Genomic DNA, 23,163 nt, shown 5'->3' with positions numbered 1-23,163 from the left:
GTTTTGTCTCCAGGTATGAATGGGTGAAAACGGCGGAGCTAGAACGCGGCCAGGCTGTGATGCAGCAGATCGGTCACCAACATCGAGCCCGGCGCATGCGTGATGGCGAATGGCAGGCGGGCGGCGGCCAGCGCGGCCTGGGGCGTGACGCCGCAGGCCCAGAACACGGGCAGCTCATCGGGCATCACCTCGACCGCGTCGCCGTAGTCGGGGTCGGCAATCGAGCGGATGCCGATCAGCGCCGGGTTGCCGATGTGCACCGGCGCGCCGTGCACGGCCGGAAAGCGCGAGGTGATCTGCACCGCACGAATGGCATCGGCCGCGCGCAGCGGGCGCATCGACACCACCATCGGCCCATGGAAGGCACCGGCCGGCGTGGTGGCCACCGAGGTGCGGTACATCGCCACGTTGCGGCCCTGCGCCACGTGGCGAAGCACGATGCCTTCGGCCATCAGCGCATGCTCGAAGGTGAAGGAGCAGCCGATGACGAAGCTCACCAGGTCGTCGCTCCAGAGCGCGCGCACGTCGGTGGGTTCGTCCGCCAGGATGCCGTCACGCCACACGCGGTAGCGCGGCAGGTCGGTGCGGATGTCGATGTCCTCGCCGAGCGCCGGCAGCGCCGGGTCACCGGCTTCCGAGACGCCGAGCAAGGGGCACGGCTTGGGGTTGGCCTGGCAGAAGCGCAGGAAGTCGGCCGCATGCACCCGCGGCAGGATCACGAGGTTGCCCTGCACATGGGCGCTTGCGAGCCCGCTGGTGTGGGAGCTCAGCGCACCGCTGCGGCAGGCTTGGCGCACGGCCAGTGCGCTGCTGCCTGCGCCGGGCTGTTCTGCGAAGGATGGACGGTTCGACATTTGGCGTTTCCGATGCCCGAGGCATCGCTGTGGTGTGATGCGCCGGATTGTGGGAATCCGCGCTCACGAACGCCAACGCAAAGTTTCTTTCTCAACTCATCGATTTTTTCGATGACCCCATGCGGTGCGAGGCATGCACCACGGCGGAGCCCAGCGCGGCCTCCGGCAGCGGAGACGAGGGGTCGTCGCGGTAGCTCGCGTAGATGGGCAGCGGCTCCAGCGTCACGTCGCAAGGCAACACGCGCAGCGGCAGGCGCCGCGCCAGCGGCTCGACCACCGCGCGCGGCAGCGCGGCCACGCCGAAGCCCGCCTCCACCAGCTGCGCCATCGCCGAGATCGACGAAATCGCATGCACGCGCGGCGGCGGGCTGCCGGCTTCGCGGAACAGCTCGAGCAGCGCCACATGCGGCTGCGAGCCGCGCTGGAAGGTCAGCAGGTCGAGCGACAGCAGGTCCGGCAGGCGGTAGCGCCGCTTCAGGTGCAGCTCGCGGTGGCCGACGAAGCACATGGGCATCGGCGGCACGGCGCGGGTGCGCACGCCGTCCCCGGCGGCCGGCAGCGCGGCGAACACCAGGTCCTGCTTGCCGCGCTGCAGCTGATCGACCAGCACCGGCGTGGTTTCGACGGTGAGCTCCAGCTCGAAGTCCGGATGCGTCGCCTGCATGTGCTTGAGCCAGCCGGTCAGCCAGCTGTGCACCACCGATTCGATGGCGCCCACGCGCAGCACGGCCTCGCGCACCGTGCCCGAGCCCATCTCGGCCTTGATGTGCATCTGCATCTCGAGCAGCTTCTGCGCAAAGGCATGGAAGCGCTGCCCCGCCACCGTGAGGCGGAACTGCTTGTCGCGCCGGTCGAGCAGCAGCACGCCCAGCTCGCGTTCGAGCGCGGCGATGCGGCTGGACAGCGCCGACTGCGTGAGGTGCAGCTTCTCGGCCGCACGGGTGACGCTCTTGAGCGCCACGGCCCAATGGAAGGCTTCGACGAATCGCAGGTTCATGGTGCAAGTGTCGCCTGAGCCGCGCCCTTCGCTGCGCTATGCTCGTTGGCGAAGGAGACAAGACCACCATGCAGATCGTCATCACGGGCGGCGCCGGCTTCCTGGGCGCACGCCTTGCCCGCACCCTGCTGAAGCAGGGCGAGCTTTCGCTGGCGGGTGCGCCGGCACGCACCATTTCCCGCATCACGCTGGTCGACCGCGCCGCGCCGCCGGCCGACCTGGCGGCCGAGCCGCGCATCGCCACCGCGCTCGGCGACATGAACGAACAGCTGGCCTCGTCCGATGCGGCGCCCTGGCGCGAGGCCGACGCCATCTTTCACCTGGCCGCAGCCGTCAGCGGCGAATGCGAGGCCGACTTCGACCTGGGCATGCGCAGCAACTTCGCCGCCACGCATGCGCTGCTCGAGAAGGCGCGCGCCGTGGGCACCCGGCCGCTGCTGGTGTTTGCCAGCTCGCTCGCAGTGTTCGGCGACTCGCCCGAGCAGCCGCTGCCGCCGGTGATCGAGGACCACACGCTGCCGACGCCGCAGACCAGCTACGGCATCCAGAAATTCATCGGCGAGCAGCTGGTGGCCGACTACACGCGCAAGGGCTTCGTGCGCGGGCGCAGCGTGCGGCTGATGACGGTGAGCGTGCGCCCCGGCCGGCCCAACGGCGCGGCCTCGGGCTTTTTCAGCGGCATGATCCGCGAGCCGCTCGCGGGCATCCGCGCCGCCTGCCCGGTGCCCGACGAGACGCCGGTGGCCATCGCGTCGCCGGCGCGCACCGTCGAAGGCATCCTGCGCGCCGCGCAGGCCAGCGATGCCGAATGGGGACCGCGCACCGCGCTCAACCTGCCCTCGCTTTCCACCACGGTGGGCGAAATGGCCGCCGCGCTCGAACGCGTGGCCGGCAAGGCGGCCACCGATCTGCTCGACCGCACGCCCGATCCGGTTATCCAGCGCATCGTGAAGACCTGGCCCGGGCGCATCAAAACCGCGCGCGCCGGCAAGCTCGGGCTCGTGCCCGACGCCAGCTTCGAGGCGGTCATTCGCGATTACGTCCGTGAAAATCCCGACGCAGTCAAACTGGTTATTGCGGCATAGTCATCGGTTGCGCGCGAAGCCGACGCTTTGCGACACCCCCCTTTCCATCTCAGGAGACAGAAGAATGAAATTGACCCGACTGGCCGCTGGCCTGGTTCTGGGCATGGGCATGGCCTGCGCGGCCTTTGCGCAGACGACCATGAAGATCAGCATCTCGACCGCGCAGAACTCGCACCAGGGCGTGGCCATCGACACCTTCGCCAAGGAAGTCGAAAAGCGCACGGGCGGCCGCTACAAGGTCCAGACCTTCTACAACGGCTCGCTCGGCGGCGAGCGCGAATCGATCGAGGCGGTGCAGCTGGGCACGCAGGAACTCGCGTTCTCCTCGACCGGCCCGGTGCCCAATTTCGTGCCCGAGACCAAGATCCTCGACGTGCCCTTCCTGTTCCGCGACAAGGCCCATGCGCGCGCCGTGCTCGACGGCCCGATCGGCCAGGACCTGCTCACCAAGTTCGACGCCAAGGGCTTCAAGGCGCTGGCCTGGGCCGAGAACGGCTTCCGCCACATGACCAACAGCAAGCGCGACGTGAAGGCGCCCGAAGACCTCAAGGGCCTGAAGATGCGCACCATGGAGAACCCGGTGCACATCGCCGCCTACAAGGGTTTCGGCATCATCACCACGCCCATGGCCTTCCCCGAGGTGTTCACCGCGCTGCAGCAGGGCACGGTCGACGGCCAGGAGAACCCGCTGCCGGTGATCATCTCCGCCAAGTTCGACCAGGTGCAAAAGCATCTTTCGCTCACGGGCCACGTCTATTCGCCCTGCATCTTCCTGATGAACAAGGCCTCGTTCGACAAGCTCAGCGCGGCCGACAAGCAGGCCTTCCTCGACGCCGCCAAGGAAGGCACCAAGGCCAACCGCGCCCGCGTGGACGAGGACGACGCCAAGGGCGTGGCCGACCTGCGCGCCAAGGGCATGACCGTGATCGAGAATGTCGACAAGGCCAAGTTCGTGGCCGCGCTCGCTCCGGTGAATGCGCAGTTCGAGAAGGACTTCGGCAAGGCCAATCTCGACAAGATCCGCGACTACAAGTAACCCCGGCTGCCGCCGCCCGGCGGCATGCCCCCGCCCGCCCAGACCGGTCTGGCGGGCTTTTTTGTTTTGAACGCGAGTGCAGATGAAAGAAAAATTCCTCGGCATCGAACGCTGGACCACCGGCGCCTCGATGCTTGCCGCCTGCCTGATGCTGGTCATTGCATCGGCCCTGGGCGTGTTCCAGATCGTGACCCGCTTCGTGCTCGAGCAGCCCGCCGAGTGGAGCGAGATCCTGATCCGCGTGAGCCTGATCTGGATGGTGTTTTTGGGCATACCGATGGCGTTTCGCCAGGGTGCCATGGTCAGCGTGGACGTGCTCTACCGCTGGAGCCCGCCGCGCATCAAGCGCGTGCTCGACGCGGTGGTGAGCATTGCCGCCCTCATCCTGATGCTGGTCATTCTCTGGTGGGGCTGGGACTACGCGATGCGCGGCCGCGTGCAGTCGATGGCCGGGCTCGAAAGCCTGTCGATGGTCTGGGCATACCTGGCGCTGCCGGTCGGCTCCGTCTTCTGCCTGTTCGGCATCGTTGGTAATTTTCTCGATCCCAAGCGGCTCGAACTGGAGACCGCGCAATGACACCAGTCATGGTTGCAACGATGGTGCTGTGTTTTGCACTGTCGGTTTCGGTGGCGGTTTCCATCGGGCTCGCGTCGATCCTGGGCATCCAGGTGGCCAATGCCAACATGCTGATCTCCGTCAAGGAGATGTTCAATTCGATCAACAAGTTTCCGCTGGCGGCGATTCCGTTCTTCATCCTGGCCGGCAACCTGATGGAAACCGGCGGCATCTCGCGGCGGCTGGTCGAGTTTGCCAAGAGCATCGTGGGCGGCGTACAGGGCGGCCTGCCGATGACCTGCGTGCTCACCTGCATGATCTTTGCGGCGGTGTCGGGTTCGTCGGTGGCCACCACCTTCGCCATTGGCGCGATCCTGATTCCGGCGCTCATCAAGCACGGCTATCCCACCGCCTACGCGGCGGCGCTGCAGGCCACGAGTGCCGAACTGGGCGTGATTATCCCGCCCTCGATCCCGATGATCCTCTACGGCGTGAGCGCCGAGGTCTCGATCGGCGAACTGTTCATCGCGGGCTTCGGCCCCGGCATCCTGATCAGCCTGGCGCTGATGCTGTTCGTCTGGATCTACTGCAAGTGGAAGGGCTGGGGCAAGAACGATGGCGACGGCCGCATGCCCTTCGGCCGCGCGCTGTGGCAGGCCGGCTGGGCGCTGCTGATGCCCGTCATCATCCTGGGCGGCATCTACGGCGGCATCTTCACGCCCACCGAAGCCTCGGCCGTGGCGGTGTTCTATGCGCTGGTGGTGGGCGTCGTGATCTACCGCGAGATCAAGCCCGCGGACCTGTACGTGATCCTGCGCAAGTCGGTGCTGTCGTCGGCGGTGATCATGTTCATCATCGCCAATGCGGGCCTGTTCGCGTTCCTGATCACGCGCGCAGGCGTGCCCGACGCCATCGGCCACTGGCTGCAGGAAGTGCTGAAGTCGCCCGCGATGTTCCTGCTGGGCGTGAACGCGGCACTGTTCGTCATCGGCATGTTCATCGAGACCAGCGCGGCCATCATCGTGCTCGCGCCGATCCTCGCGCCGGTGGCGGTGCACTTCGGCATCGACCCGGTGCACTTCGGGCTCGTCATGGTGGTGAACCTCGCGCTCGGCATGATCACCCCGCCTTTCGGCGTGAACCTGTTCGCCGCCTGCACGGTGGCGCGCATCTCGCTCGACCGGATCGTGAAGTACCTGGTGCCCTTCGTGCTCGTGATCCTGGCCTGCCTGATGGTGATCACTTACGTGCCATGGATATCGCTGGCGCTGCGCGACCTGGTGTACGCCAAGTAGCGGAACGGCGCCAAAAACAAGGAGGAAACGGCAGCCTGTTCGCAGGCTGCTTTTTTTTGTGCGGCGGCGCCGCTGTAAGGCAAACGTTTCACGAAGATGTCACCGCTTGCAACGATGCTGCAGCCCTCGATTCCCGAAAGCTGTGGCGCCATGTTTCCCACCAAGACCGACAAGGCACGCGACGAACTCCAGGGCCGCCAGCGCACGCTGAGCCAGCGCGAACGCGCCTTGCTGCTGATGGCCGACGGCCGGCGTTCGCTGACCGATTTCAGCCCGCTGTTCGCAAGCCGGACCGAAGCCGAGCAGGCGATCCAGGCGCTGATGCGCCAGGGCTACCTGCAGGACGCGCAGGCGGTGGCTGCCGCGGCAGCGCAGGCCGTGGCCCCGCCGCCCGCCCCGGTGCCCGCGGCCGACCCGATACGGCTCGCCACCTCGGCCGACAACTTCGACGGCAAGCGATCCCTGGCCACGACGCGCATGTTCCTGTTCGACATCTGCGAGCGCATGTTCGTGCGCCGCGACCCCAGGTTCGCGCTGCAGATGCGCGACGCCCTGCGCGAGGCGCGCGACCGCGGCGCGATGCTGACCATTGCCGCGCTGATGCTCACCGAGGTCGAGAAAGCCGCGGGCGCCGAGCGGGCCGAATCGCTGCGCGAGCGCATCGACCGGCTGCTGCCGCCGGCCGAGACCGTGCACTGAGCCGCAGACCGGACGGCCGCGATCCACTACACTCCCATGGTCAGGAGAGAGCCCCGCCAGCCGGGGCCGCCGAAGGCGCAGGGGTTTCCCGAACGCTCAGGCAAAAGGACTGACACAGCGCTGGCGCATGCCGGCGTTTCCTTGCTGGAGAGAGGCTGTTGCTTGCATCAATGCGATGCACCAGCCCACCGAAGGAGCAAACCCCGATCGTGGGGCGAATCTCTCAGGTAAAGCGGACAGCAGGGGTGGCCCATGGCTCGCGCCATGGAATTCGTCTGCCCCTTTGGAGTGCCCCGTGGCCGCATCCTCCGACGCCTCTTCCGCCGAACAACTCCTGAAGACCCCGCTGTACGGCCTGCACGTGGAGCTCGGCGCCCGCATGGTGCCGTTTGCCGGCTATTCGATGCCGGTGCAGTACCCCGCCGGCCTCATGGCCGAGCACAGGCACACGCGCGATGCGGCCGGCCTGTTCGACATCTCGCACATGGGCCAGCTGCGCCTGGTGGGCCCGGACGCGGCGGCCGCCTTCGAAACCCTGATGCCGGTCGACGTGATCGACCTTGCCGCCGGCAAGCAGCGCTACGGCCTGCTGCTGAACGACGAGGGCGGCATCCTCGACGACCTGATGTTCTTCAACGAGGGCCACGGCTCGATCTTCGTGATCGTCAACGGCGCCTGCAAGGTGGCGGACATCGCCCACATCCAGCAGCAGATCGGCGCACGCTGCGAGGTGCAGCCCATGCCCGACCACGCGCTGCTCGCGCTGCAGGGGCCGCAGGCAGCCACGGTGCTGGCGCGGCTGTCGCCCGGCATCGAGCGCTTCGTGTTCATGACGGGCGGCGCGGTGCAGATCGGCGGCATTCCGGCCTTCGCCACGCGCAGCGGCTACACCGGCGAGGACGGCTTCGAGATCTCGGTGGCCGGCCAGAATGCAGAGGCGCTGGCCCGCCTGCTGCTGGCGCAGCCCGAGGTCAAGCCCATCGGCCTGGGCGCACGCAATTCGCTGCGGCTGGAAGCGGGGCTGTGCCTCTACGGCAACGACATCGACACCGCCACCACGCCGGTCGAGGCCTCGCTGAACTGGGCGATCCAGAAGGTGCGCCGCACGGGCGGCGCGCGCGAAGGCGGCTTCCCCGGCGCGGCCAAAGTCCTGGCCCAGCTCGCCGCCGCCACGGCCGGCGCCGCGGGCCACACCGACCATGACACGCTGAAGCGCAAGCGCGTCGGCCTCGTGGCGCTGGAACGCATTCCGGTGCGCGACGGCACCGTGCTGCAATCCTTCGAAGGCCACGACATCGGCTTTGTCACGAGCGGCCTGCTCGGCCCGACGGCCGACCGCCCGATTGCCATGGGCTACGTGGCCACCGCGTTTTCCGAGCCCGGCACGCGCGTTCAGGCCATCGTGCGCGGCAAGCCGGTGCCGATGGAAGTCTCGACCCTGCCTTTCGTGCCCACGCGCTACTACCGCGGCTAGGCGCTGCGCGCCCCCATCATCATTTTTTCCACGAGGAGTTTTCCACCATGAGCATCAAGTACACCAAGGACCACGAATGGGTCTCGGCCGAAGGCAACGCAGCCACCGTCGGCATCACCGTGCATGCGCAGGACGCGCTCGGCGACGTGGTCTTTGTCGACCTGCCTGAAGTCGGCAAGACCTTTGCACAGGGCGAGGTGGCCGGTGTCGTCGAATCGGTCAAGGCCGCGGCCGATGTGTTCATGCCCGTGTCGGGCGAGATCACCGAAGTGAACGAAGCCCTGCGCGCCGATCCCTCGCTCGCCAACACCGCCCCGCTGGCCGCGGGCTGGTTCTTCAAGGTCAAGCTCAGCGAGCCGGCGCAGCTCGACGCGCTGCTCGACGCCGCCAGCTACGACAAGTTCGCTGCCGAGTCCTGATCCGCCGAGTTCGCAAGCCGCTTTTTCCTCATCCCCGAGCCTTCACCGCCATGCCGATTCCCGCCCTTCCCTCTTTGCAACAACTGGAGAACGCCGAAGAGTTTCTCGCCCGCCACATCGGCATTGATGCGGCCGACGAGGCGCGCATGCTGCCGGTGATCGGCTCGGAAACGCGCGCGGAGCTCATCGACGGCATCGTGCCTGCGGCCATCCGCCGGGCGAAGCCGATGCGGCTGCCGGCGCCCATCGCGGAGGCCGACGCGCTGGCCGAATTGAAGGCGATCGCGGCGAAGAACAAGGTCTTCAAGAGCTTCATCGGCCAGGGCTACTACGGCACGCACACGCCGGGCGTCATCCTGCGCAACGTGCTCGAGAATCCCGCCTGGTACACGGCCTACACGCCCTACCAGGCCGAGATTTCGCAGGGCCGCATGGAAGCGCTGCTCAACTTCCAGACCATGGTGTGCGACCTCACGGGCATGGCCATCGCCAATGCCTCGATGCTCGACGAAGCCACGGCCGCGGCCGAGGCCATGACGCTCGCCAAGCGCAGCGTCAAGAGCAAGAGCAACGTGTTCCTCGTGTCGGGCGACTGCCACCCGCAGACCATCGAGGTCATCAAGACGCGCGCCGCGCCGCTGGGCATCGAGGTCAAGGTCAGCACCGTCTCCGAGACGCTGCCGCACCTGATGGTGAGCGGCGAATTCTTCGGCGTGCTCGCGCAGTACCCCGCCACCACCGGCCATGTGCACGACCTGCGCCCGCTTGCGGGCCATGCGCACCAGTGCGACGCCGCCTTCTGCGTGGCCGCCGACCTGCTCGCGCTCACCCTGCTCGCGCCCCCCGGTGAGTGGGACGCCGACATCGTCTGCGGCACCACGCAGCGCTTCGGCATGCCGATGTGCAACGGCGGCCCGCACGCGGCCTACCTGGCCTGCCGCGACGAGTTCAAGCGCTCGCTGCCGGGCCGCCTGGTCGGCGTGAGTGTCGACACGCACGGCCAGCCCGCCTACCGCCTCGCGCTGCAGACGCGCGAGCAGCACATCCGCCGCGAGAAGGCCACCTCCAACATCTGTACCGCCCAGGTGCTGCCGGCCGTGGTGGCCAGCATGTACGCCGTGTACCACGGGCCCGACGGCCTCACGCGCATTGCGCAGCGCGTGGCCGCGCTCACGGCCATCCTCGCGCAGGGCCTCGCGCAAATGGGCCGCGAGCCGGTCAATGCCACCGCCTTCGATTCGCTGACCATCCGCACCGGCGACGACACGCCCAGGATCATCGAGCGCGCCCAGGCTGCGGGCGTCAACCTGCGCCAGCGCCTGCAGCAGCACCTGGGCATTTCGCTCGACGAGACCACCACGCGCGCCGACATCGAGACGCTCTGGGCGCTGTTCGTGCCGGCCGGCACGCCGATGCCGCGCTTCGACGACCTGGCCAACACAGCGCCGCGCCTGCCCGAGGACCTGCGCCGCACCAGCGCCTTCCTCACGCACCCGGTGTTCAACACCCACAAGAGCGAAACCGCGATGCTGCGCTACATCCGCAGCCTGTCGGACAAGGACCTGGCCCTCGACCGCAGCATGATCCCGCTGGGCAGCTGCACGATGAAGCTCAATGCGACCAGCGAGATGATCCCGATCACCTGGCCCGAATTCGCGAACATCCATCCCTTTGCGCCGGCCGAGCAGCTGGTGGGCTACGCCCAGCTCGACGCCCAGCTGCGCGCCTGGCTCTGCGAAGCCACGGGCTACGCGGGCATCAGCCTGCAGCCCAACGCGGGCTCGCAGGGCGAGTACGCGGGCCTGCTGGCCATCCGCTCCTTCCATGAGGCCAACGGCCAGGGGCACCGCAACATCTGCCTCATTCCGTCGTCGGCGCACGGCACCAACCCCGCGAGCGCACAGATGGTGGGCCTGCAGGTGGTGGTGACGGCCTGCGACGCGCAGGGCAACGTCGACATGGCCGACCTGAAGCGCGCCTGCGAGAAGCACAGCGACAAGCTCGCGGCCGTGATGATCACCTACCCGAGCACGCACGGCGTGTTCGAAACGCGCGTGAAGGAACTCTGCGAGCTCGTGCACGAACACGGCGGCCGCGTGTACGTCGATGGCGCCAACATGAATGCGCTGGTCGGCGTGGCCGCGCCGGGCGGGTTCGGCGGCGACGTGAGCCACCTGAACCTGCACAAGACCTTCTGCATTCCGCACGGCGGCGGCGGCCCGGGCGTGGGACCGGTGTGCGTGGTGGAAGACCTCGTGCCCTACCTGCCAGGGCATGCGACCGCGGGTGTCGCTTCCAACGGCGTGGGCGCCGTGTCGGCGGCACCGCTGGGCAACGCGGCCGTGCTGCCGATCAGCTGGATGTACTGCCGCATGATGGGCGCCAAGGGCCTGCAGGCGGCGACCGAGACCGCGATCCTGAGCGCCAACTACATCAGCGCGCGCCTCAAGGACCACTACCCCACGCTGTACGCGAGCCCCAACGGCCACGTCGCGCACGAGTGCATCCTCGACCTGCGCCCGCTCAAGGACAGCAGCGGCGTCACCGCCGAGGACGTGGCCAAGCGGCTGATCGACTACGGCTTCCACGCGCCCACGCTGAGCTTTCCGGTGCCGGGCACGCTGATGGTGGAACCCACCGAGAGCGAGCCGCTGGCCGAACTCGACCGCTTCATCGACGCGATGATCGCGATCCGCGGCGAGATCCGCCGCGTCGAGGAAGGCGTCTGGCCGAAGGACGACAACCCGCTCAAGCACGCGCCGCACACGGCGGCCAGCCTGCTCGGCACGGAATGGGCGCACCCGTATTCGCGCGAACTGGGCGCGTTTCCGCTGGCCGAACTGAAGCTGGCCAAGTACTGGCCGCCGATCGGCCGCGTCGACAACGTCTACGGCGACCGCAACCTGTTCTGCAGCTGCGTGCCGGTGGGCAACTACAAGGAAACCGAAGAGGCCTGAAAAAGGCCGCTCAGGCTTCGCGGCGGTACATCGCCCATTTCACGGTGAGGACGTCCGCCGCAATCTTCGCGGCGTTGACGCCCGCGTAGCTTTGGGACGGATCGAATTCGAAGCCTTCCTTGTAGCACCTGACATGCGCGAAGTCGCGGTCGAAGGTCATCGGACCCATGAGCTCGGCAGGGTCGGTGCCCGCGGGAAGCGCCAGGAATTTCTCGGGATCGGTGGCACTCTGGTAGAGGTCGACGCTCATCAGGTTCATACGGGTGTCCTCGAAATCTGGGGATCCGGCGAATCATCCCCGGCATCGGCGCCGCATGCAATCGGCCCGCGCCTACACGGCGCACTCGCTCAGCGCTGCTGCTTCTTCTTCGCCAGCTCGCCCGTGGCGATCTGGTCGCGGAAGCCGCGCAGGCTGGCCTTGAGCTTGCGTTCGTTCTCCAGTCCCACGCGCACCATGATCTTCTGGCCCGACGAGAGCGACTCGAGCTGCGGATCGGCGTACTCGTAGCGCACCCAGGGCCGCTGCGACGGTACGTTGCCCTTCACCTCGACCAGGCGCACCGGCACCGGGCCGGCGGGCTCGGGCGCCTGCAGCAGATGGTCGATCACGGCAACGAGCCGGTCGTTGAAGTAGCGCCCCGGATAGCCGAGCTCCTCGTAGGCCTGCTGGAACAGCGGATAGAGCCGCGCATACACCTTGGCCGCCTTGGCCGGATCGATCGACTCGGCCAGCATCACGATAGGGCTGTAGCGCGCGGCATTGTTGGGCGAAATGGTCTCTTTCTCGCCCTTGCCCTGGGTGGTGAAGCGCTGCTTCGTCGGCTGCACCGGCCACGTGCTCGCGGGCGACTGCTCGCGCGCGAGGTTGTCGACCGTGGCCACGAAGCGGCGCACGATGCCTTCGAACTGCAGGAAGTCCGCCACGTTCTTGCTGCCCATCAGGTCGACGAGCGCCTTCATCACACGCGCATCGGAATCGGCGACCTTGGGCAGCCCCGATTCGGGCAGCGCGATCGCGTCGATGGGGTTCTGCGGCTCCGGGGATTCGGGCAGGGACGGGGGCGGCGCAGGCGCAAGCCCGTCGTTCGGGGCGGTGGCCACCGGCGGTTCGACCGGCAGCGGCTGTTGCTGCTGGTACCAGCGCCAGCCCAGGAATCCGGCCGCGATCGCCAGCAGCACGATCACGATGATGGTTCCGGTCGATGTCTCGCGCCGCGGCCTGTACGCAGGCGCATCGCGCGGATCGCGCGCGTCGTGAATTTCGGGGATGTCTCGGTCGGACATGTCTGCGGTTTCCTTTTTGGAGGATTGCAATGGGAGACGAGCGGCTATGGTGCACCAGATTGGCGCCCGGCCGCGGCTTGGTCCCGTAACGCCCTGTGACGCGCCGATCGCCCGAAAGTTCGACCGCTAGGACGCGCCGAGCGCCTGCAGCCACGCCAGCGTGCCTTGCAGCTCGGCCGGACGGATCTCGTGGCCGCCCGGAAAATCGGCGCCCGACAGCGCCAGCGGCAGGCCGCGCGCGAGTTCGCGCGTGGCCTGCGCGGCGCTTGGCGGAATCACGTTGTCGCCGCTGCCGTGGCTCACCCACAGCGCCTTGCCTTCGAAAGCCTCGGGCGGCGCGACGTGCGCCGCCACTTGCGACAGCAGCCGGCCGTGCCACACCATCGCCGCGCGCACCTTGGCGGGCTGGGTCAGCAGCAGCGACAGCGCCATGATGCCGCCCTGGCTGAAACCGCCGACCACCACGCGCTCGGGCGGTACGCCGAGCTGCTGCGACGCCGAGGCCACCATCTCGCTCACCAGGAAGCGGCTTTCGCGCTCCTGCTCCTCGTTGATGCGCCGCTCGCCATCGGCCAGCACCTCGAACTCGAACCACGCATAGGCATCGGGCGACAGCACATACGGCGCGCGCAGGCTCAGCACGTGGAACTGCGGCGGCATGAGCCGCGCGAGGCCGAACAGGTCCTGCTCGTTGCTGCCGACGCCGTGCATCAGCACCAGCAGCCAGGGCTCGCGCACGTTCGGCCCTGCGGCCTGCTCGAGGAACTTGAAAGGCAGGTGGAGTTGCGTCATGGCGTCAGGCCGTAAGAGATTGAAAACCTTGCGCCAATGCGCGCGTGATCTCGGCGGCCGGCAGCTCGCGGCAGCCGGTGGCGTTCTGCCCCGACCACAGCGGAGAAAAATCGCCGCTGCCCTGCGCCTCGGCCTTGGCGCGCAGCGGCGCAATGCCCGACGTGGCCAGCGGAAACTCGGGCGCCGCGGCACCGATCGGGCCCAGCTCGCGCATCACGCGGTTCACGATGCCGCGCGCGGGGCGGCCCGTGAAGAGATTGGTGAGCGCCGTGTGGCGCGCGGCCTGGCTCTTCAGCGCCGCACGGTGCACGGCGCTGGTGGTCGCCTCCGGCGCCAGCAGATAGGCGGTGCCGACCTGCACGCCCGCCGCGCCCAGCGCCATGGCCGCGGCCACGCCCGCTGCATCGGCAATGCCGCCGGCCGCGATCACCGGCACCTTCACGGCATGCACCAGCTGCGGCAGCAGCGCAAAGGTGCCGAGCTGCCTCGTCAGGTCATGCGACAGGAAATGGCCGCGGTGCCCGCCTGCCTCCAGCCCTTGCGCGATGACCGCATCCACACCACGCGCTTCGAGCCACCGCGCCTCCTCGACCGTGGTGGCCGAAGCCAGCACCTTCGCGCCCCAGCCGTGCACCTGCGCCATCAGCGCCTCCGAAGGCAGCCCGAAATGAAAGCTCACCACCGCCGGGCGGAACTCGGCCAGCACCTTGGCCACGTCGGCGCTGAACGGATTGCGCCCGGGACCGGTGGGGATGCTCGCGGCATCGATGCCGAATTCGGCGTAGTACGGCGCCAGCGCACTGCGCCATGCCGCCTCGCGCTCGGCGCTCGGCTCCGGCGGCGTGTGGCAGAAGAAGTTGACGTTGCAGGGCTTGCCGGTGCCGGCCCGGATCGCGGCGAGTTCGCTGCGCATGGCATCGGGGGCCAGCATGGCGCAGGGCAGCGAGCCGAGCCCGCCCGCGTTGCTGACCGCAATGGCCATGGCGCTGCCTTGGACGCCGGCCATCGGGGCCTGGATCAGCGGCAGATCGGTGCCGAGGAGTTGCTGTAAGGGCGTAGTCATGTCGGATGTTCCTTCTGGATGCGCCGTGCGCGCCGGCGCCTATTTTGCGGCGAAGCCCAAAGCCCTGGCGCCGAGCAGGCAGGCGATGCGGGAAGTGCCGCAAGCCGAGGCATGACGATGATCGCTGGCAAGTTCGGCGACATTACGCCGGCGGTCGAATGGACACTTCGCGCAGCCGCCGATGCGCTGCACCGTCCCAGGCAACGGGCTGCTGGTTCTTCGCATGCAGATAGTGGTGCGTGAACACCGCGAGGTAGGCATCCAGCGTCTGTTCGGCGACGCTTTCGCCCGCCAGGCTCATGCACATCGCGGCCACCTCGCTGGTGCAGAAGTGGTCGTCGCGGCCGGAATTGCGCAGCTTGTACTGCGTGATCCGCTCCGGCTGCAGGCTCAGCACCGGCAGCCGGTCGAGGTAAGGGCTTCTGCGGAACATCTTGCGTGCCTCGGCCCATGTCGCGTCGAACAGGATGAAGAGCGGCCGTTTCGAAATGCCGCTGCCGTCCGTTCCAGGCGCCGGAACGGCCAGGACCACGCGCTCGGGTGCCGCGTATTGCCCCGGGAACACCACGTAGGGCTGCCATTGCGGATCGTTCAGCAGCGCCAGCAGCGCGGGATCGGTCTCGGTGCGGGCCCAGCCGAAGGCGAAGGTATCGGCCACCACGTCGGCGACCAGCCACCCCGTGTTGGTGGGCTTGAGCGGCTCGATGTCGGCCATGAGCAGGCACACCCCCGCGTGCGTTGCCACCGAAGGGCGCACGGCGCACATGCAATGGCTGGGCACCAGGCGGCAGCCCGCGCAGCGCTCGCGCTTGAAGCCGCCGCGGGCGAGAAAGGGTTTGGCGCTTCGCGCCAGGCGTGCGGCGCGAAGGAAGGAGACGGCATGAGGCATGCACCGATTCTCGGCGGCTCCTGGACGCCCGGTCCGCAGGAATGCGCCGGGCAGCTAAACCAGCTGCAGATCCTTCGGCGCCACCCCCTCGAACACCCGCGCGAGCTGGGCCGGCGAAAGGCCGTACATCCGCTTGAACAGCCCGCCGAACACCGCGCGGTATTCGTTGAGCACCGGGTAGTCGCGGTTCTGGAACAGCGTGGCCTGCGCCACTTCCTGCTGCTCGCCCACGATGCGCCCGCCGGCCTGCGCCGAGAGGCCGCCGCCGAGCACCCAGTACACGGTGCCGTGCCCGTGATCGGTGCCGCGGTTGCCGTTCTCGCGGAAGGTACGGCCGAATTCGCTGATGATCACCACCACGGTCTGGCGCCAGGCGTCTTCACCCATTTCCTGCGCGAAGCCGGCCACGCCACGGCCCAGTTCCTCGAACCGGTTGGCGAGGTAGCCGGTGGCGCCGCCCTGCCCCACGTGCGTGTCCCAGCCGCCGACGTCGACGAAGCCGAGGTCGAAGCGGTCCCGCATCAGCAGCGCCATGCGGCGCGCGACCAGCTCGAAGCCCTTGGCGCTCATGGCGTTGCGGCTGGCGGCGTCCATCTCGGCCTGCACCGCGCGCATGACCTCGTCGCGCACCTGGAAGCCCTCTGCCACCGGCTGGGCCAGCGTGGTGTTTCGGTACATGGCCGCGATGACCTGGCTCTGCCGCGCGTCGATGCCCGAGCGCGCACTGCCGGCCAGCGCCATGTTGGCTGCCTTGGCGCTGCCGCGCATCGAGATCGGCAACTGGTCGGTGAAGGCGATGGGCGAGACGTCGGTGACGGGCCCCGCGCCGAGCACGCCGGCCAGCCGGTTGAGAAAGCCCGAGCGGTAGTCGCGGCGCTTGTCGAGCGCCTGGCCCAGTTCGATGGAGTCCTGCGTCTCGAAGTGGCTGCGCGTGAGGTCGTCGGTGCCGGCGAAGGCGATGAAGGAGGCCTGCTTCTGCTGGAACATCGGCATCACGCTCTGCGCCAGCGCAGGGTGCAGGCCCCAGTCGGCGTCCAGCGGCAGCGCGCCGTTGGGCGAGCCGGGCCGGGCGATGGCGATGTTGGGGCGCGATGCGTAGTAGAAGTCGCTGCCGGTGGGCACGAGCAGGTTGGCGCAGTCGTACGCGCCGCGCAGGAACACCACCAGCAGCTTGGTGCCTTCGGCCGCGGGCGCGGCCACCAGCCGGCCGACGGCGCCCGCGAGTGGCGCGCCGGCCAGGAGCTTCAAGAGTTCTCGACGTTGCATAAGATATGTCCTTTCTTCTGCCTTGCCCCTTCCCCTTCCGGGGGAAGGTTGAGATGGGGGCCCGGCGGCGCTTGTCTCGCCTTGTGCGTCATCGAACGCCGCTGGCCCCCACCCCTGCCCTCCCCCGGAGGGGAGGGAGAAAAACCGCGATCAGCGCCGCATCAGCTCGGGCGACGCCAGCAGGAAGGTGTTCCACTCCTGCGGGGTCCTCGCCTGCGCCAGCGCCTCGCGCGTGTCCGCGCCCAGGCCCGCCTGCATGGCGCGCACCGCGCGCGAATCGGCCAGTGGCGGGAATGCGGGTTTCTCAAGCGGCGCCTTGTCGTCCGTGCGGAACAGCACGGCGCCGTTCGCACCAATGGCGCGCGCGATCTCGAAGCGCGTGTTCATCTGCCCCGCGCTGGCCCAGGCTGCTTCGTTGAGCGGATAGCCGTCGGGCGTCTCGTGGCCGTACAGCTGTTCGCCCATGCGGTTGATCCAGCCGAGCATCGGATTCAGGTTCGTCACCACGCGGTCGTCGTATGCGAGCCGCACGCCGGCGATCACGTAGTGGACCGGGTCGCGGAACTTGCGTCCGAGCGAGGCGGCGAACTCGGGCGACTCGAACATCGCCTTGAGCGTGACGGCGATGTCGCCGTCGCTGCGCGTGAAGGCCGCAGCCATGCGCTCGACCAGCGCCTGCGGCGGATCGTCGGAGACGAAGTACACGGCGAGCTTGCGCGAGATGAAGCGCGCGGTAGCCGGCGCGCGCGCCAGGCGGTCGAGCGCCTCGTCGGCCTCGGCCAGTCCGCGGCCCTGGATAGGCTGGCCCAGCAGCGTCTTCGGGCCGTAGTCGTGCCGGTTGGGGTTGAACTCGAACAGGCCCCGGCGCAGGTAATCGGCGCGCAGCGCCGGCCGCACGTTGGGAGGCGGCGCATCGAGCGGCTGGTAGCTCACGCCCACGCCGGTGAGTACGCGCGCGAGTTCCTGCACGTCGGCCTGCGAATAGCCGCCGCCCACGCCCAAGGTGTGCAGTTCCATCAGTTCGCGCGCATAGTTCTCGTTGATGCGGTTGGCGGCGTTCTGCGCGTTGTCCAGGTAGCGCAGCATCGCGGGGTGGTGCAGCGTGGCGCCGAGCAGGTCGCGGAACCGGCCGAGCGCATGCGGGCGGATCGCGTTCTCTTCGTAGTCGCCCACCATCGCGCGGATGTTGTCCTTGCGCAGGTTGACGTTGAAGTGGTTCATCCAGAACCACGTCATGTGCTCCTGCAGCTGGTTGGGCGAATAGAGTGCGCGCAGCAAGAAGCGCTGTTGCGCCTCGCGCGCCAGCGCATTGAGCTGCTGCTGGTAGGCCTGGCGCGCGGCCTTCTTCTGGTCTTCGTCGGGCAAGGCGTCGGCAGCCTTGCGCTGTGCGTCGAGTTCGGTCACGAGCTGGTCGAGCGGCGTGCGCGAAATGGCCATGGCATCGACCTGCGCCTGCGCGGCCGGCGGCAGCGCGGCGGGCCGCGGATTGAGCTGGTCGCGCATCCACAGCGGCAGGCCGCGCCGCGCCAGCTGCGCTTCGCTGCTCGCATTGGCGCCCCAGCCCACGCGGTCGAGCCAGCGCAGCCGCGCAGCTTCGTCGACCGAAGCGAAAGGCAAGGAGACCGAGACCAGCGGCCGATGGTCGCCCGGCGCGCCCGCGCAGGCCGCGAGCAGTGCCAGTGCGCATGCACCCAGCGACATCCGCGCGCGACGAATGGAGAACCACGGCGAAGCGGCGGCCGGCACCGCGTTCACTCCCTGCGCAGGTCGTGGCGGCGCACGTCGCCGATGGCGTGCTGCGCGGTGCCGAGTGCCAGGTCGACGTGCGCCAGGCCGCGCTGCTGGAACAGCCGCGAACGCGGGTCGTCTTCTTCGCGCGCCACGTCGGAGCGCACCTTGCGCAGCAGGTCGACCGCTGCATGCAGGCGGCCCTCGCGCGGCAGCCAGGCGTCGGTGGGCTCGCGCCATTCGACGGGCTTGCCATCGAGCCACGCCGCGTGCTGCAGGTCGCCGATGGCGGCATGGATCTCGTCGAGCACCACCTGCTCGTCGCGCGAGACCTGCCCGTCTTCGGGGCGGCGGTGCTCCACCTTCCAGGCGGCCGTGCGCAGGTCCGACAGGGCGTGCAGGTAGAACGGGTGCCTGCCGTATTCGTCGGCCAACGCGGGCAGCGAGGCCGCGGCCATGAGAACGAGTGCGGCGATGAGGCTTTTCTTTTTCATCTTCGGAGCTCCTGCGGGTAACGGCGATTCGAGGACGCTTCCTCAACCACCGTGCCCCGCTCCGCGTTGACGCACTTTACCTTCGCCGCGCCGCGCGAGGCAGTGCCTAAGCTCCGGCTAAGTCAGGCAACCGCCACGCTGGCAGGTGCAGCGCCGGCAATCTGGCGCAAGGCGCGCTCGAACACCTCGACCGGCTGGCCGCCCGAGATCAGGTGGTGGTCGTTGATGATGATCGCGGGCACCGAATGGATGCCGGCATCGGTGTACATGCGTTCGCGCTCTCGGGTTTCGCGCGCAAACTCGTCGCTGGCCAGAATCTCACGGGCCCGTGCCCCATCGAGCCCGGCCTCGGCGGCCAGGCGCACCAGCACCTCGTGGTCGGAGGGGTTCTGGCGGTCGGTGAAGTAGGCCTTCAGCAGCAGCTTCTTGAGCGCTGCCTGCCTGGCCGGGCTTTCGAGCTCGGCCCAGTGCAGCAGGCGGTGGGCGTCGAAGGTGTTGTAGATGCGCGGCCGGCCCTCGGGGCTGAACTCGAAGCCCACCTCGGCCCCGCGCTGGCGGATCATCTCGCGCGACTGCGCCTGCTGTTCACGCGTGGAGCCGTATTTCTGGCTCAGGTGCTCGAAGGTGTCCTGGCCTTCGGGCGGCATCTGCGGGTTCAGCTCGAAGGGCTGGAAATGCAGCTCCGCCGTGATGCCGGGCGCGACGCGCCGCAGCGCCGCTTCGAGCGAGCCCAGGCCGACGGCGCACCAGGGGCAGGAGACATCGGAGACGAAATCGATCTTGAGATGGGAGGTCATGGGCGCCATTCTTCATGGCGCCGACGCCCTTGGTGCGCGCAAGGTCTTCAGGCCACGGCCTTGGCGGCCATGCGTGCGGAGGCGAGCGTTTCTTCGCGCAGCCGGTCGTACTCGAGCTTGTCGACCGGCACCGCATCGGGCTTGCCCAGGTCGTTCATGTGCACGCGGTAGGTTTCGCGTGCGCTCAGGGCCGAGATCGCGGCAATGGCGCAGATCGCCAGCGTGATGGCGCCGACGGTCAGCGGGATGTTGGCGGCGCCGGGAGGCGCGACCGCCACGAACAGCGCCGGCAGCAGCGCGGTGATCGCGGTGCCGATGTTCTGCGAGATCGCCATGCCGGAAACGCGGGTGCGTGTGGGGAACATCTCCGGATAGAAGCTCGGGAACACGGCGTTGTAGCCCTGGTAGACCACGCCCCACATCAGGAGCGACATCACGATGGCCAGCGGCACGTTGTGGATGCTGATGGCGTACAGGTAGCCGAACGACAGCAGGCCCGAACCGATGGCGCCGACGGCAATCGGCAGGCGGCGGCCGACCTTGTCCGACAGGTTGCCGACGAACGGGATCACGATCACGGCCAGGATGTTGCCCATCACCGGAATCCAGAGGTAGATGTCCTTCTCGAAGTTGATGCCGTAGCCCGGCTGCACCGCGTAGGCGGCGCCGAAGATGGTCGCGACCACCGGGATCACGTTCATCAGCGAGCACAGCAGCACGCGCAGCATGTCGCCCCAGCTCTCGGTCACGGCCTGGATCACCGGCGCCTTCGGCACCTTGGCGCTCTTCTCGACTTCGGCAAAGGCAGGGGTCTCGTCCACTTCCTTGCGGATGATGTAGCCGGCCACGATGACGATGAAGCTCAGCAGGAACGGAATGCGCCAGCCCCAGGCGTTGAAGGCATCCTTGTCCATGTAGTGCGCGAGCGGCAGGAACACGGCGGCCGCCATGATCTGGCCGGCCTGCACGCCCTGCAGCGTGAAGCTCGCGAAGAAGCCGCGGCGTCCGAACGGCGCGTGCTCCAGGATCATCGAGCTCGCGCCCGAAATCTCGCCGGCCACCGCAAAGCCCTGGATCAGGCGCAGCACCACCAGCAGCGCGGGCGCCCACAGGCCGACCTGGTCATAGGTGGGCAGCAGGCCGACGGCCACGGTGGAAAAGCCCATCAGGAACATGCACAGGATCAGCACCGTCTTGCGGCCGTGCGTGTCGCCCCAGTGGCCCAGCAGCAGCGCGCCGATCGGCCGTGCGACGTAGCCCACGCCGTAGGTGGCGAGCGACGCGATGATCGCGATCTGCGGGTCGCCCTTGGGAAAGAAGATCTGCGGAAAGATCAGCGCCGCCGCGGTGGCGTAGATGAAGAAGTCGTAGTACTCCAGCGCCGAGCCGATCCAGCCGCTCGCGGTGGCTTTCTTCGACTGGTGCTTGCCTTTCGGCTCGTGGGCCGTGATGGTTGCCATGGTTTGTCTCCGGGTTGACGAAAAGAATCTTTATTGCTGCGCCTGCGATGCCATGCGCGCCGGTGCGTTGAGCGCGCCGTAGGCGTCGTAGCCCGCGGTGCGCTGTGCCAGTTCGAAGAAGAGCCCGCCTTCGATGTTCTCGGTGTAGATGTGCAGGTAGTCGCCCGCGGGCGAACGGTCGAACAGCACGCCCGCCGCGCGCAGGCGTGCGAGCAACGCCGGGTCGAGGTCGACGCGCGTGGCCAGGTCGTCGTAGTAGTTGTCCGAAATCGGCACGAAGCGCGTGCCGCTCGCGCGCAGCCGCTCCACGCTCTCGAAGATGTCGTCGCAGCGCAGCGCGATGTGGTGCACCGCGCCGCCGCCGGTCAGGCTCAGCGTGCGCGCGGTGCGGGTGCGCTGGCTCAGCGACACGTTGAGCACCAGCCGCACGCTGCGGTCGGCATTGGCCACGCCGCGGCAGCGGATCAGGCCGAAAGGGTCGGCCAGCTCCAGGCTTTCGCCGGGCTCCAGTCCCAGCACGGCACGCGTGAACAGCACCCAGGTGTCGAGCTGGTCGAGCGCCAGGCCCAGCGCCACGTGGTCGACCTGCGCGAGGCCGGCGCCGCCGGCATCGGCCGCCGCGTCTTCCTCGAGGATGAAGTCGGCCTCGTACAGCCCATTGGTTCCCAGGGCCTCGGGCACGAAATGGATCAGGTTGCCGCCCGGCGCCACGATGGCCGGCACGCGCAATTCGTTCGGTCCGACCGGGCTGTCGTGGCGCTGCGAGCACATGGCCGTGGCGCGCTCGACGGCGGCCTGCGGATCGGCGCAGCGCACCCCCAGCGCGCACACCGAGGTGCCGTGCGCCTCGAAGCGGCTGCGTGCGAACGAATCCGGCTGCGCGTTGACGATCAGGTTGATTTCGCCCTGGCGGTACAGCACCACGGCCTTCGAGCGGTGCCGGCCGACGCGGCGGAAGCCGATCTGCTCCAGGAACGCGCCGAGCGTGCCGGCCGAGGCCTCATCGGCCGCGAACTCGATGAACGACAGGCCCGAGAGCGCCGGCACGGGCGGCGGGCTGAACAGCTCGACCGCGACCGGCTGCGCGGGCGCCTGCGCATCGGCCGCCGGAGCCAACCGTTGCCGCGCCTCGCTTTCGAGGTACAGCAGCGAGCGCATCGCGTCCACCGCGGTGCGGCGGTTGGGCGTTTCGCGGAACAGGTCGTTGAAGATCTCGAGAGACAGCGGGCCGGTGTAGCCCGCGCGCAGCACCTGCTCGAAGAAGCCGATCACGTCGAAATCGCCCTGCCCCGGGAACGAGCGGTGGTGGCGCGCCCATTGCAGCACGTCCATCGACAGCAGCGGCGCATCGGCCATCTGCAGGAAGAAGATCTTGTCGCCCGGAATGGCGGCGATGCCCGTGGCATCGTCCTTCAGCGACAGCGTGTGGAAGCTGTCGAGAATCAGGCCGAGCTGCGGGTGGTCGGCCTGCTTCACGATGTTCCAGGCCTGGCCGTACAACGAGGTGTGGCGGCCCCAGGCCAGCGCCTCGAAGCCCACGCGCAGATTGCGGCGCGCGGCACGCTCCGCGAGTTCGTGCAGCTGCGCGGCGGCCAGCGCGGGGTCGTTCACCGAGAGCGGCGAGGTGTTGGAGCAGCACAGCATCAGCGGCGCTCCCATGGCCTCCATCAGGTCGAACTTGCGCTCGGCGCGCTCCAGGCTGCGGCGGAACTGGGCCTCGGGCATGCCCTCGAAATCGCGGAAGGGCTGGTACAGGTCGATCGAGAGGCCGAGGTCCGAGGCGATGCGGCGCAGTTCGGCGGCGCTGCCCTTGAAGTTGACGAAGTCGGCCTCGAACAGCTCGATGCCGTCGAAGCCCGCGGCCGAAACGGCTTCGAGCTTCTGGCGAAGCGTGCCGCTGAGGGAGACGGTGGCAATGGAGCGATGCATGGGGGTGACTGTAGGAACACCCACCGCCGCCCACAACGCTCCACATGCACCCAGCGTTCGATCATCGAACGCATGCGTGCATTGTTCGC

General features: G+C 68.4%; 21 protein-coding genes and 2 riboswitches. Of the genes, 8 read left to right on the top strand and 13 right to left on the bottom strand.

From position 1 onward, the window contains the following. Positions 1 to 38: 38 nt before the first annotated feature. Entirely contained in the window at positions 39 to 854 is an 816-nt protein-coding gene (locus FB547_RS18280) for a putative hydro-lyase (RefSeq protein WP_145744657.1), read from the bottom strand. Between the two features lie 91 nt (positions 855 to 945). Then, the gene (locus FB547_RS18275) at positions 946 to 1,851 is read right to left on the bottom strand and encodes a LysR family transcriptional regulator (RefSeq protein WP_145744656.1); all 906 of its coding nucleotides are present in this window, start codon (positions 1,849 to 1,851) and stop codon (positions 946 to 948) included. Positions 1,852 to 1,919: 68 nt separating this feature from the next. Between FB547_RS18275 and denD the strand changes: the two genes are divergently transcribed. The 8 genes from denD (at position 1,920) to gcvP (ending at position 11,372) form a co-directional block, all read left to right on the top strand. Next, the gene (gene denD, locus FB547_RS18270) at positions 1,920 to 2,936 is read left to right on the top strand and encodes a D-erythronate dehydrogenase (protein ID WP_186454200.1); all 1,017 of its coding nucleotides are present in this window, start codon (positions 1,920 to 1,922) and stop codon (positions 2,934 to 2,936) included. Positions 2,937 to 3,000: 64 nt separating this feature from the next. Further along, positions 3,001 to 3,972: a TRAP transporter substrate-binding protein gene (locus tag FB547_RS18265; RefSeq protein WP_012748393.1), complete on the top strand. Its 972-nt coding sequence runs from the start codon at positions 3,001 to 3,003 to the stop codon at positions 3,970 to 3,972. Between the two features lie 82 nt (positions 3,973 to 4,054). Then, on the top strand, positions 4,055 to 4,549 hold the full coding sequence (locus FB547_RS18260) for a TRAP transporter small permease (RefSeq protein WP_145744654.1): 495 nt from the start codon (positions 4,055 to 4,057) through the stop codon (positions 4,547 to 4,549). Further along, a complete protein-coding gene (locus FB547_RS18255; protein WP_145744653.1) occupies positions 4,546 to 5,823 on the top strand; it encodes a TRAP transporter large permease in 1,278 nt (425 codons plus the stop codon). The genes FB547_RS18260 and FB547_RS18255 overlap by 4 nt, the downstream gene beginning before the upstream one ends. 150 nt (positions 5,824 to 5,973) lie before the next feature. After that, positions 5,974 to 6,522, top strand: a complete 549-nt coding sequence (locus FB547_RS18250; protein ID WP_186454199.1) for a hypothetical protein — start codon at positions 5,974 to 5,976, stop codon at positions 6,520 to 6,522. 31 nt (positions 6,523 to 6,553) lie between these two features. Then, positions 6,554 to 6,644, top strand: a riboswitch (glycine riboswitch). 12 nt (positions 6,645 to 6,656) lie between these two features. Continuing rightward, positions 6,657 to 6,772, top strand: a riboswitch (glycine riboswitch). Positions 6,773 to 6,817: 45 nt separating this feature from the next. After that, complete coding sequence (gcvT, locus tag FB547_RS18245; RefSeq protein WP_145744650.1) at positions 6,818 to 7,996, top strand: glycine cleavage system aminomethyltransferase GcvT; 1,179 nt, start codon at positions 6,818 to 6,820, stop codon at positions 7,994 to 7,996. Positions 7,997 to 8,043: 47 nt separating this feature from the next. Further along, entirely contained in the window at positions 8,044 to 8,415 is a 372-nt protein-coding gene (gcvH, locus tag FB547_RS18240) for a glycine cleavage system protein GcvH (protein WP_145744648.1), read from the top strand. A 50-nt stretch (positions 8,416 to 8,465) separates the two neighbouring features. Continuing rightward, complete coding sequence (gene gcvP / locus FB547_RS18235; RefSeq protein WP_145744646.1) at positions 8,466 to 11,372, top strand: aminomethyl-transferring glycine dehydrogenase; 2,907 nt, start codon at positions 8,466 to 8,468, stop codon at positions 11,370 to 11,372. A 10-nt stretch (positions 11,373 to 11,382) separates the two neighbouring features. On the opposite strand, the gene FB547_RS18230 is transcribed toward gcvP, so the two are convergent. From FB547_RS18230 to FB547_RS18180, 11 genes are all read right to left on the bottom strand, one after another. Then, positions 11,383 to 11,631: a hypothetical protein gene (locus FB547_RS18230; RefSeq protein WP_145744644.1), complete on the bottom strand. Its 249-nt coding sequence runs from the start codon at positions 11,629 to 11,631 to the stop codon at positions 11,383 to 11,385. Between the two features lie 89 nt (positions 11,632 to 11,720). Continuing rightward, positions 11,721 to 12,656 (bottom strand): DUF3014 domain-containing protein, encoded by a 936-nt coding sequence (locus FB547_RS18225; protein WP_145744642.1) that lies wholly within the window; start codon positions 12,654 to 12,656, stop codon positions 11,721 to 11,723. Positions 12,657 to 12,782: 126 nt separating this feature from the next. Then, positions 12,783 to 13,448, bottom strand: coding sequence for an alpha/beta hydrolase (locus FB547_RS18220; RefSeq protein ID WP_145744640.1), 666 nt, complete (start codon positions 13,446 to 13,448; stop codon positions 12,783 to 12,785). A 4-nt stretch (positions 13,449 to 13,452) separates the two neighbouring features. Continuing rightward, positions 13,453 to 14,511, bottom strand: a complete 1,059-nt coding sequence (locus FB547_RS18215) for an NAD(P)H-dependent flavin oxidoreductase (RefSeq protein ID WP_145744638.1) — start codon at positions 14,509 to 14,511, stop codon at positions 13,453 to 13,455. Positions 14,512 to 14,653: 142 nt separating this feature from the next. Continuing rightward, entirely contained in the window at positions 14,654 to 15,400 is a 747-nt protein-coding gene (locus tag FB547_RS18210; protein WP_145744636.1) for a tRNA-uridine aminocarboxypropyltransferase, read from the bottom strand. Positions 15,401 to 15,454: 54 nt separating this feature from the next. Beyond that, the gene (locus tag FB547_RS18205; protein WP_145744634.1) at positions 15,455 to 16,666 is read right to left on the bottom strand and encodes a DUF1501 domain-containing protein; all 1,212 of its coding nucleotides are present in this window, start codon (positions 16,664 to 16,666) and stop codon (positions 15,455 to 15,457) included. 150 nt (positions 16,667 to 16,816) lie between these two features. Continuing rightward, positions 16,817 to 18,367 (bottom strand): DUF1800 domain-containing protein, encoded by a 1,551-nt coding sequence (locus tag FB547_RS18200; RefSeq protein WP_145745200.1) that lies wholly within the window; start codon positions 18,365 to 18,367, stop codon positions 16,817 to 16,819. A 50-nt stretch (positions 18,368 to 18,417) separates the two neighbouring features. Next, a complete protein-coding gene (locus FB547_RS18195) occupies positions 18,418 to 18,888 on the bottom strand; it encodes a hypothetical protein (RefSeq protein ID WP_145744632.1) in 471 nt (156 codons plus the stop codon). Positions 18,889 to 19,010: 122 nt separating this feature from the next. Continuing rightward, on the bottom strand, positions 19,011 to 19,694 hold the full coding sequence (locus tag FB547_RS18190; RefSeq protein WP_145744630.1) for a DsbA family oxidoreductase: 684 nt from the start codon (positions 19,692 to 19,694) through the stop codon (positions 19,011 to 19,013). A 38-nt stretch (positions 19,695 to 19,732) separates the two neighbouring features. Next, positions 19,733 to 21,145 carry an MFS transporter gene (locus tag FB547_RS18185; RefSeq protein WP_145744628.1) on the bottom strand — a complete coding sequence of 471 codons (1,413 nt, stop codon included), beginning with the start codon at positions 21,143 to 21,145 and terminating at the stop codon, positions 19,733 to 19,735. Positions 21,146 to 21,175: 30 nt separating this feature from the next. Then, positions 21,176 to 23,074, bottom strand: coding sequence for a bifunctional sugar phosphate isomerase/epimerase/4-hydroxyphenylpyruvate dioxygenase family protein (locus FB547_RS18180; RefSeq protein ID WP_145744626.1), 1,899 nt, complete (start codon positions 23,072 to 23,074; stop codon positions 21,176 to 21,178). Between the last annotated feature and the right edge of the window lie 89 nt (positions 23,075 to 23,163).

The sequence above is a fragment of the Variovorax beijingensis genome (assembly GCF_007828835.1).
GTDB classification, from domain to species: domain Bacteria; phylum Pseudomonadota; class Gammaproteobacteria; order Burkholderiales; family Burkholderiaceae_C; genus Variovorax; species Variovorax beijingensis_A.
The sequence above is the reverse complement of the archived record's forward strand: the minus strand, read 5'-3'. Positions and strand labels throughout refer to the sequence as shown.

Coding starts and splice junctions, on each gene's coding strand:
- FB547_RS18280 (WP_145744657.1), bottom strand. CDS start 854: ATGTCGAACCGTCCATCCTTCGCAGAACAGCCCGGCGCAGGCAGCAGC.
- FB547_RS18275 (WP_145744656.1), bottom strand. CDS start 1,851: ATGAACCTGCGATTCGTCGAAGCCTTCCATTGGGCCGTGGCGCTCAAG.
- denD (WP_186454200.1), top strand. CDS start 1,920: ATGCAGATCGTCATCACGGGCGGCGCCGGCTTCCTGGGCGCACGCCTT.
- FB547_RS18265 (WP_012748393.1), top strand. CDS start 3,001: ATGAAATTGACCCGACTGGCCGCTGGCCTGGTTCTGGGCATGGGCATG.
- FB547_RS18260 (WP_145744654.1), top strand. CDS start 4,055: ATGAAAGAAAAATTCCTCGGCATCGAACGCTGGACCACCGGCGCCTCG.
- FB547_RS18255 (WP_145744653.1), top strand. CDS start 4,546: ATGACACCAGTCATGGTTGCAACGATGGTGCTGTGTTTTGCACTGTCG.
- FB547_RS18250 (WP_186454199.1), top strand. CDS start 5,974: ATGTTTCCCACCAAGACCGACAAGGCACGCGACGAACTCCAGGGCCGC.
- gcvH (WP_145744648.1), top strand. CDS start 8,044: ATGAGCATCAAGTACACCAAGGACCACGAATGGGTCTCGGCCGAAGGC.
- gcvP (WP_145744646.1), top strand. CDS start 8,466: ATGCCGATTCCCGCCCTTCCCTCTTTGCAACAACTGGAGAACGCCGAA.
- FB547_RS18230 (WP_145744644.1), bottom strand. CDS start 11,631: ATGAACCTGATGAGCGTCGACCTCTACCAGAGTGCCACCGATCCCGAG.
- FB547_RS18225 (WP_145744642.1), bottom strand. CDS start 12,656: ATGTCCGACCGAGACATCCCCGAAATTCACGACGCGCGCGATCCGCGC.
- FB547_RS18220 (WP_145744640.1), bottom strand. CDS start 13,448: ATGACGCAACTCCACCTGCCTTTCAAGTTCCTCGAGCAGGCCGCAGGG.
- FB547_RS18215 (WP_145744638.1), bottom strand. CDS start 14,511: ATGACTACGCCCTTACAGCAACTCCTCGGCACCGATCTGCCGCTGATC.
- FB547_RS18210 (WP_145744636.1), bottom strand. CDS start 15,400: ATGCCTCATGCCGTCTCCTTCCTTCGCGCCGCACGCCTGGCGCGAAGC.
- FB547_RS18205 (WP_145744634.1), bottom strand. CDS start 16,666: ATGCAACGTCGAGAACTCTTGAAGCTCCTGGCCGGCGCGCCACTCGCG.
- FB547_RS18200 (WP_145745200.1), bottom strand. CDS start 18,367: ATGTCGCTGGGTGCATGCGCACTGGCACTGCTCGCGGCCTGCGCGGGC.
- FB547_RS18195 (WP_145744632.1), bottom strand. CDS start 18,888: ATGAAAAAGAAAAGCCTCATCGCCGCACTCGTTCTCATGGCCGCGGCC.
- FB547_RS18190 (WP_145744630.1), bottom strand. CDS start 19,694: ATGGCGCCCATGACCTCCCATCTCAAGATCGATTTCGTCTCCGATGTC.
- FB547_RS18185 (WP_145744628.1), bottom strand. CDS start 21,145: ATGGCAACCATCACGGCCCACGAGCCGAAAGGCAAGCACCAGTCGAAG.
- FB547_RS18180 (WP_145744626.1), bottom strand. CDS start 23,074: ATGCATCGCTCCATTGCCACCGTCTCCCTCAGCGGCACGCTTCGCCAG.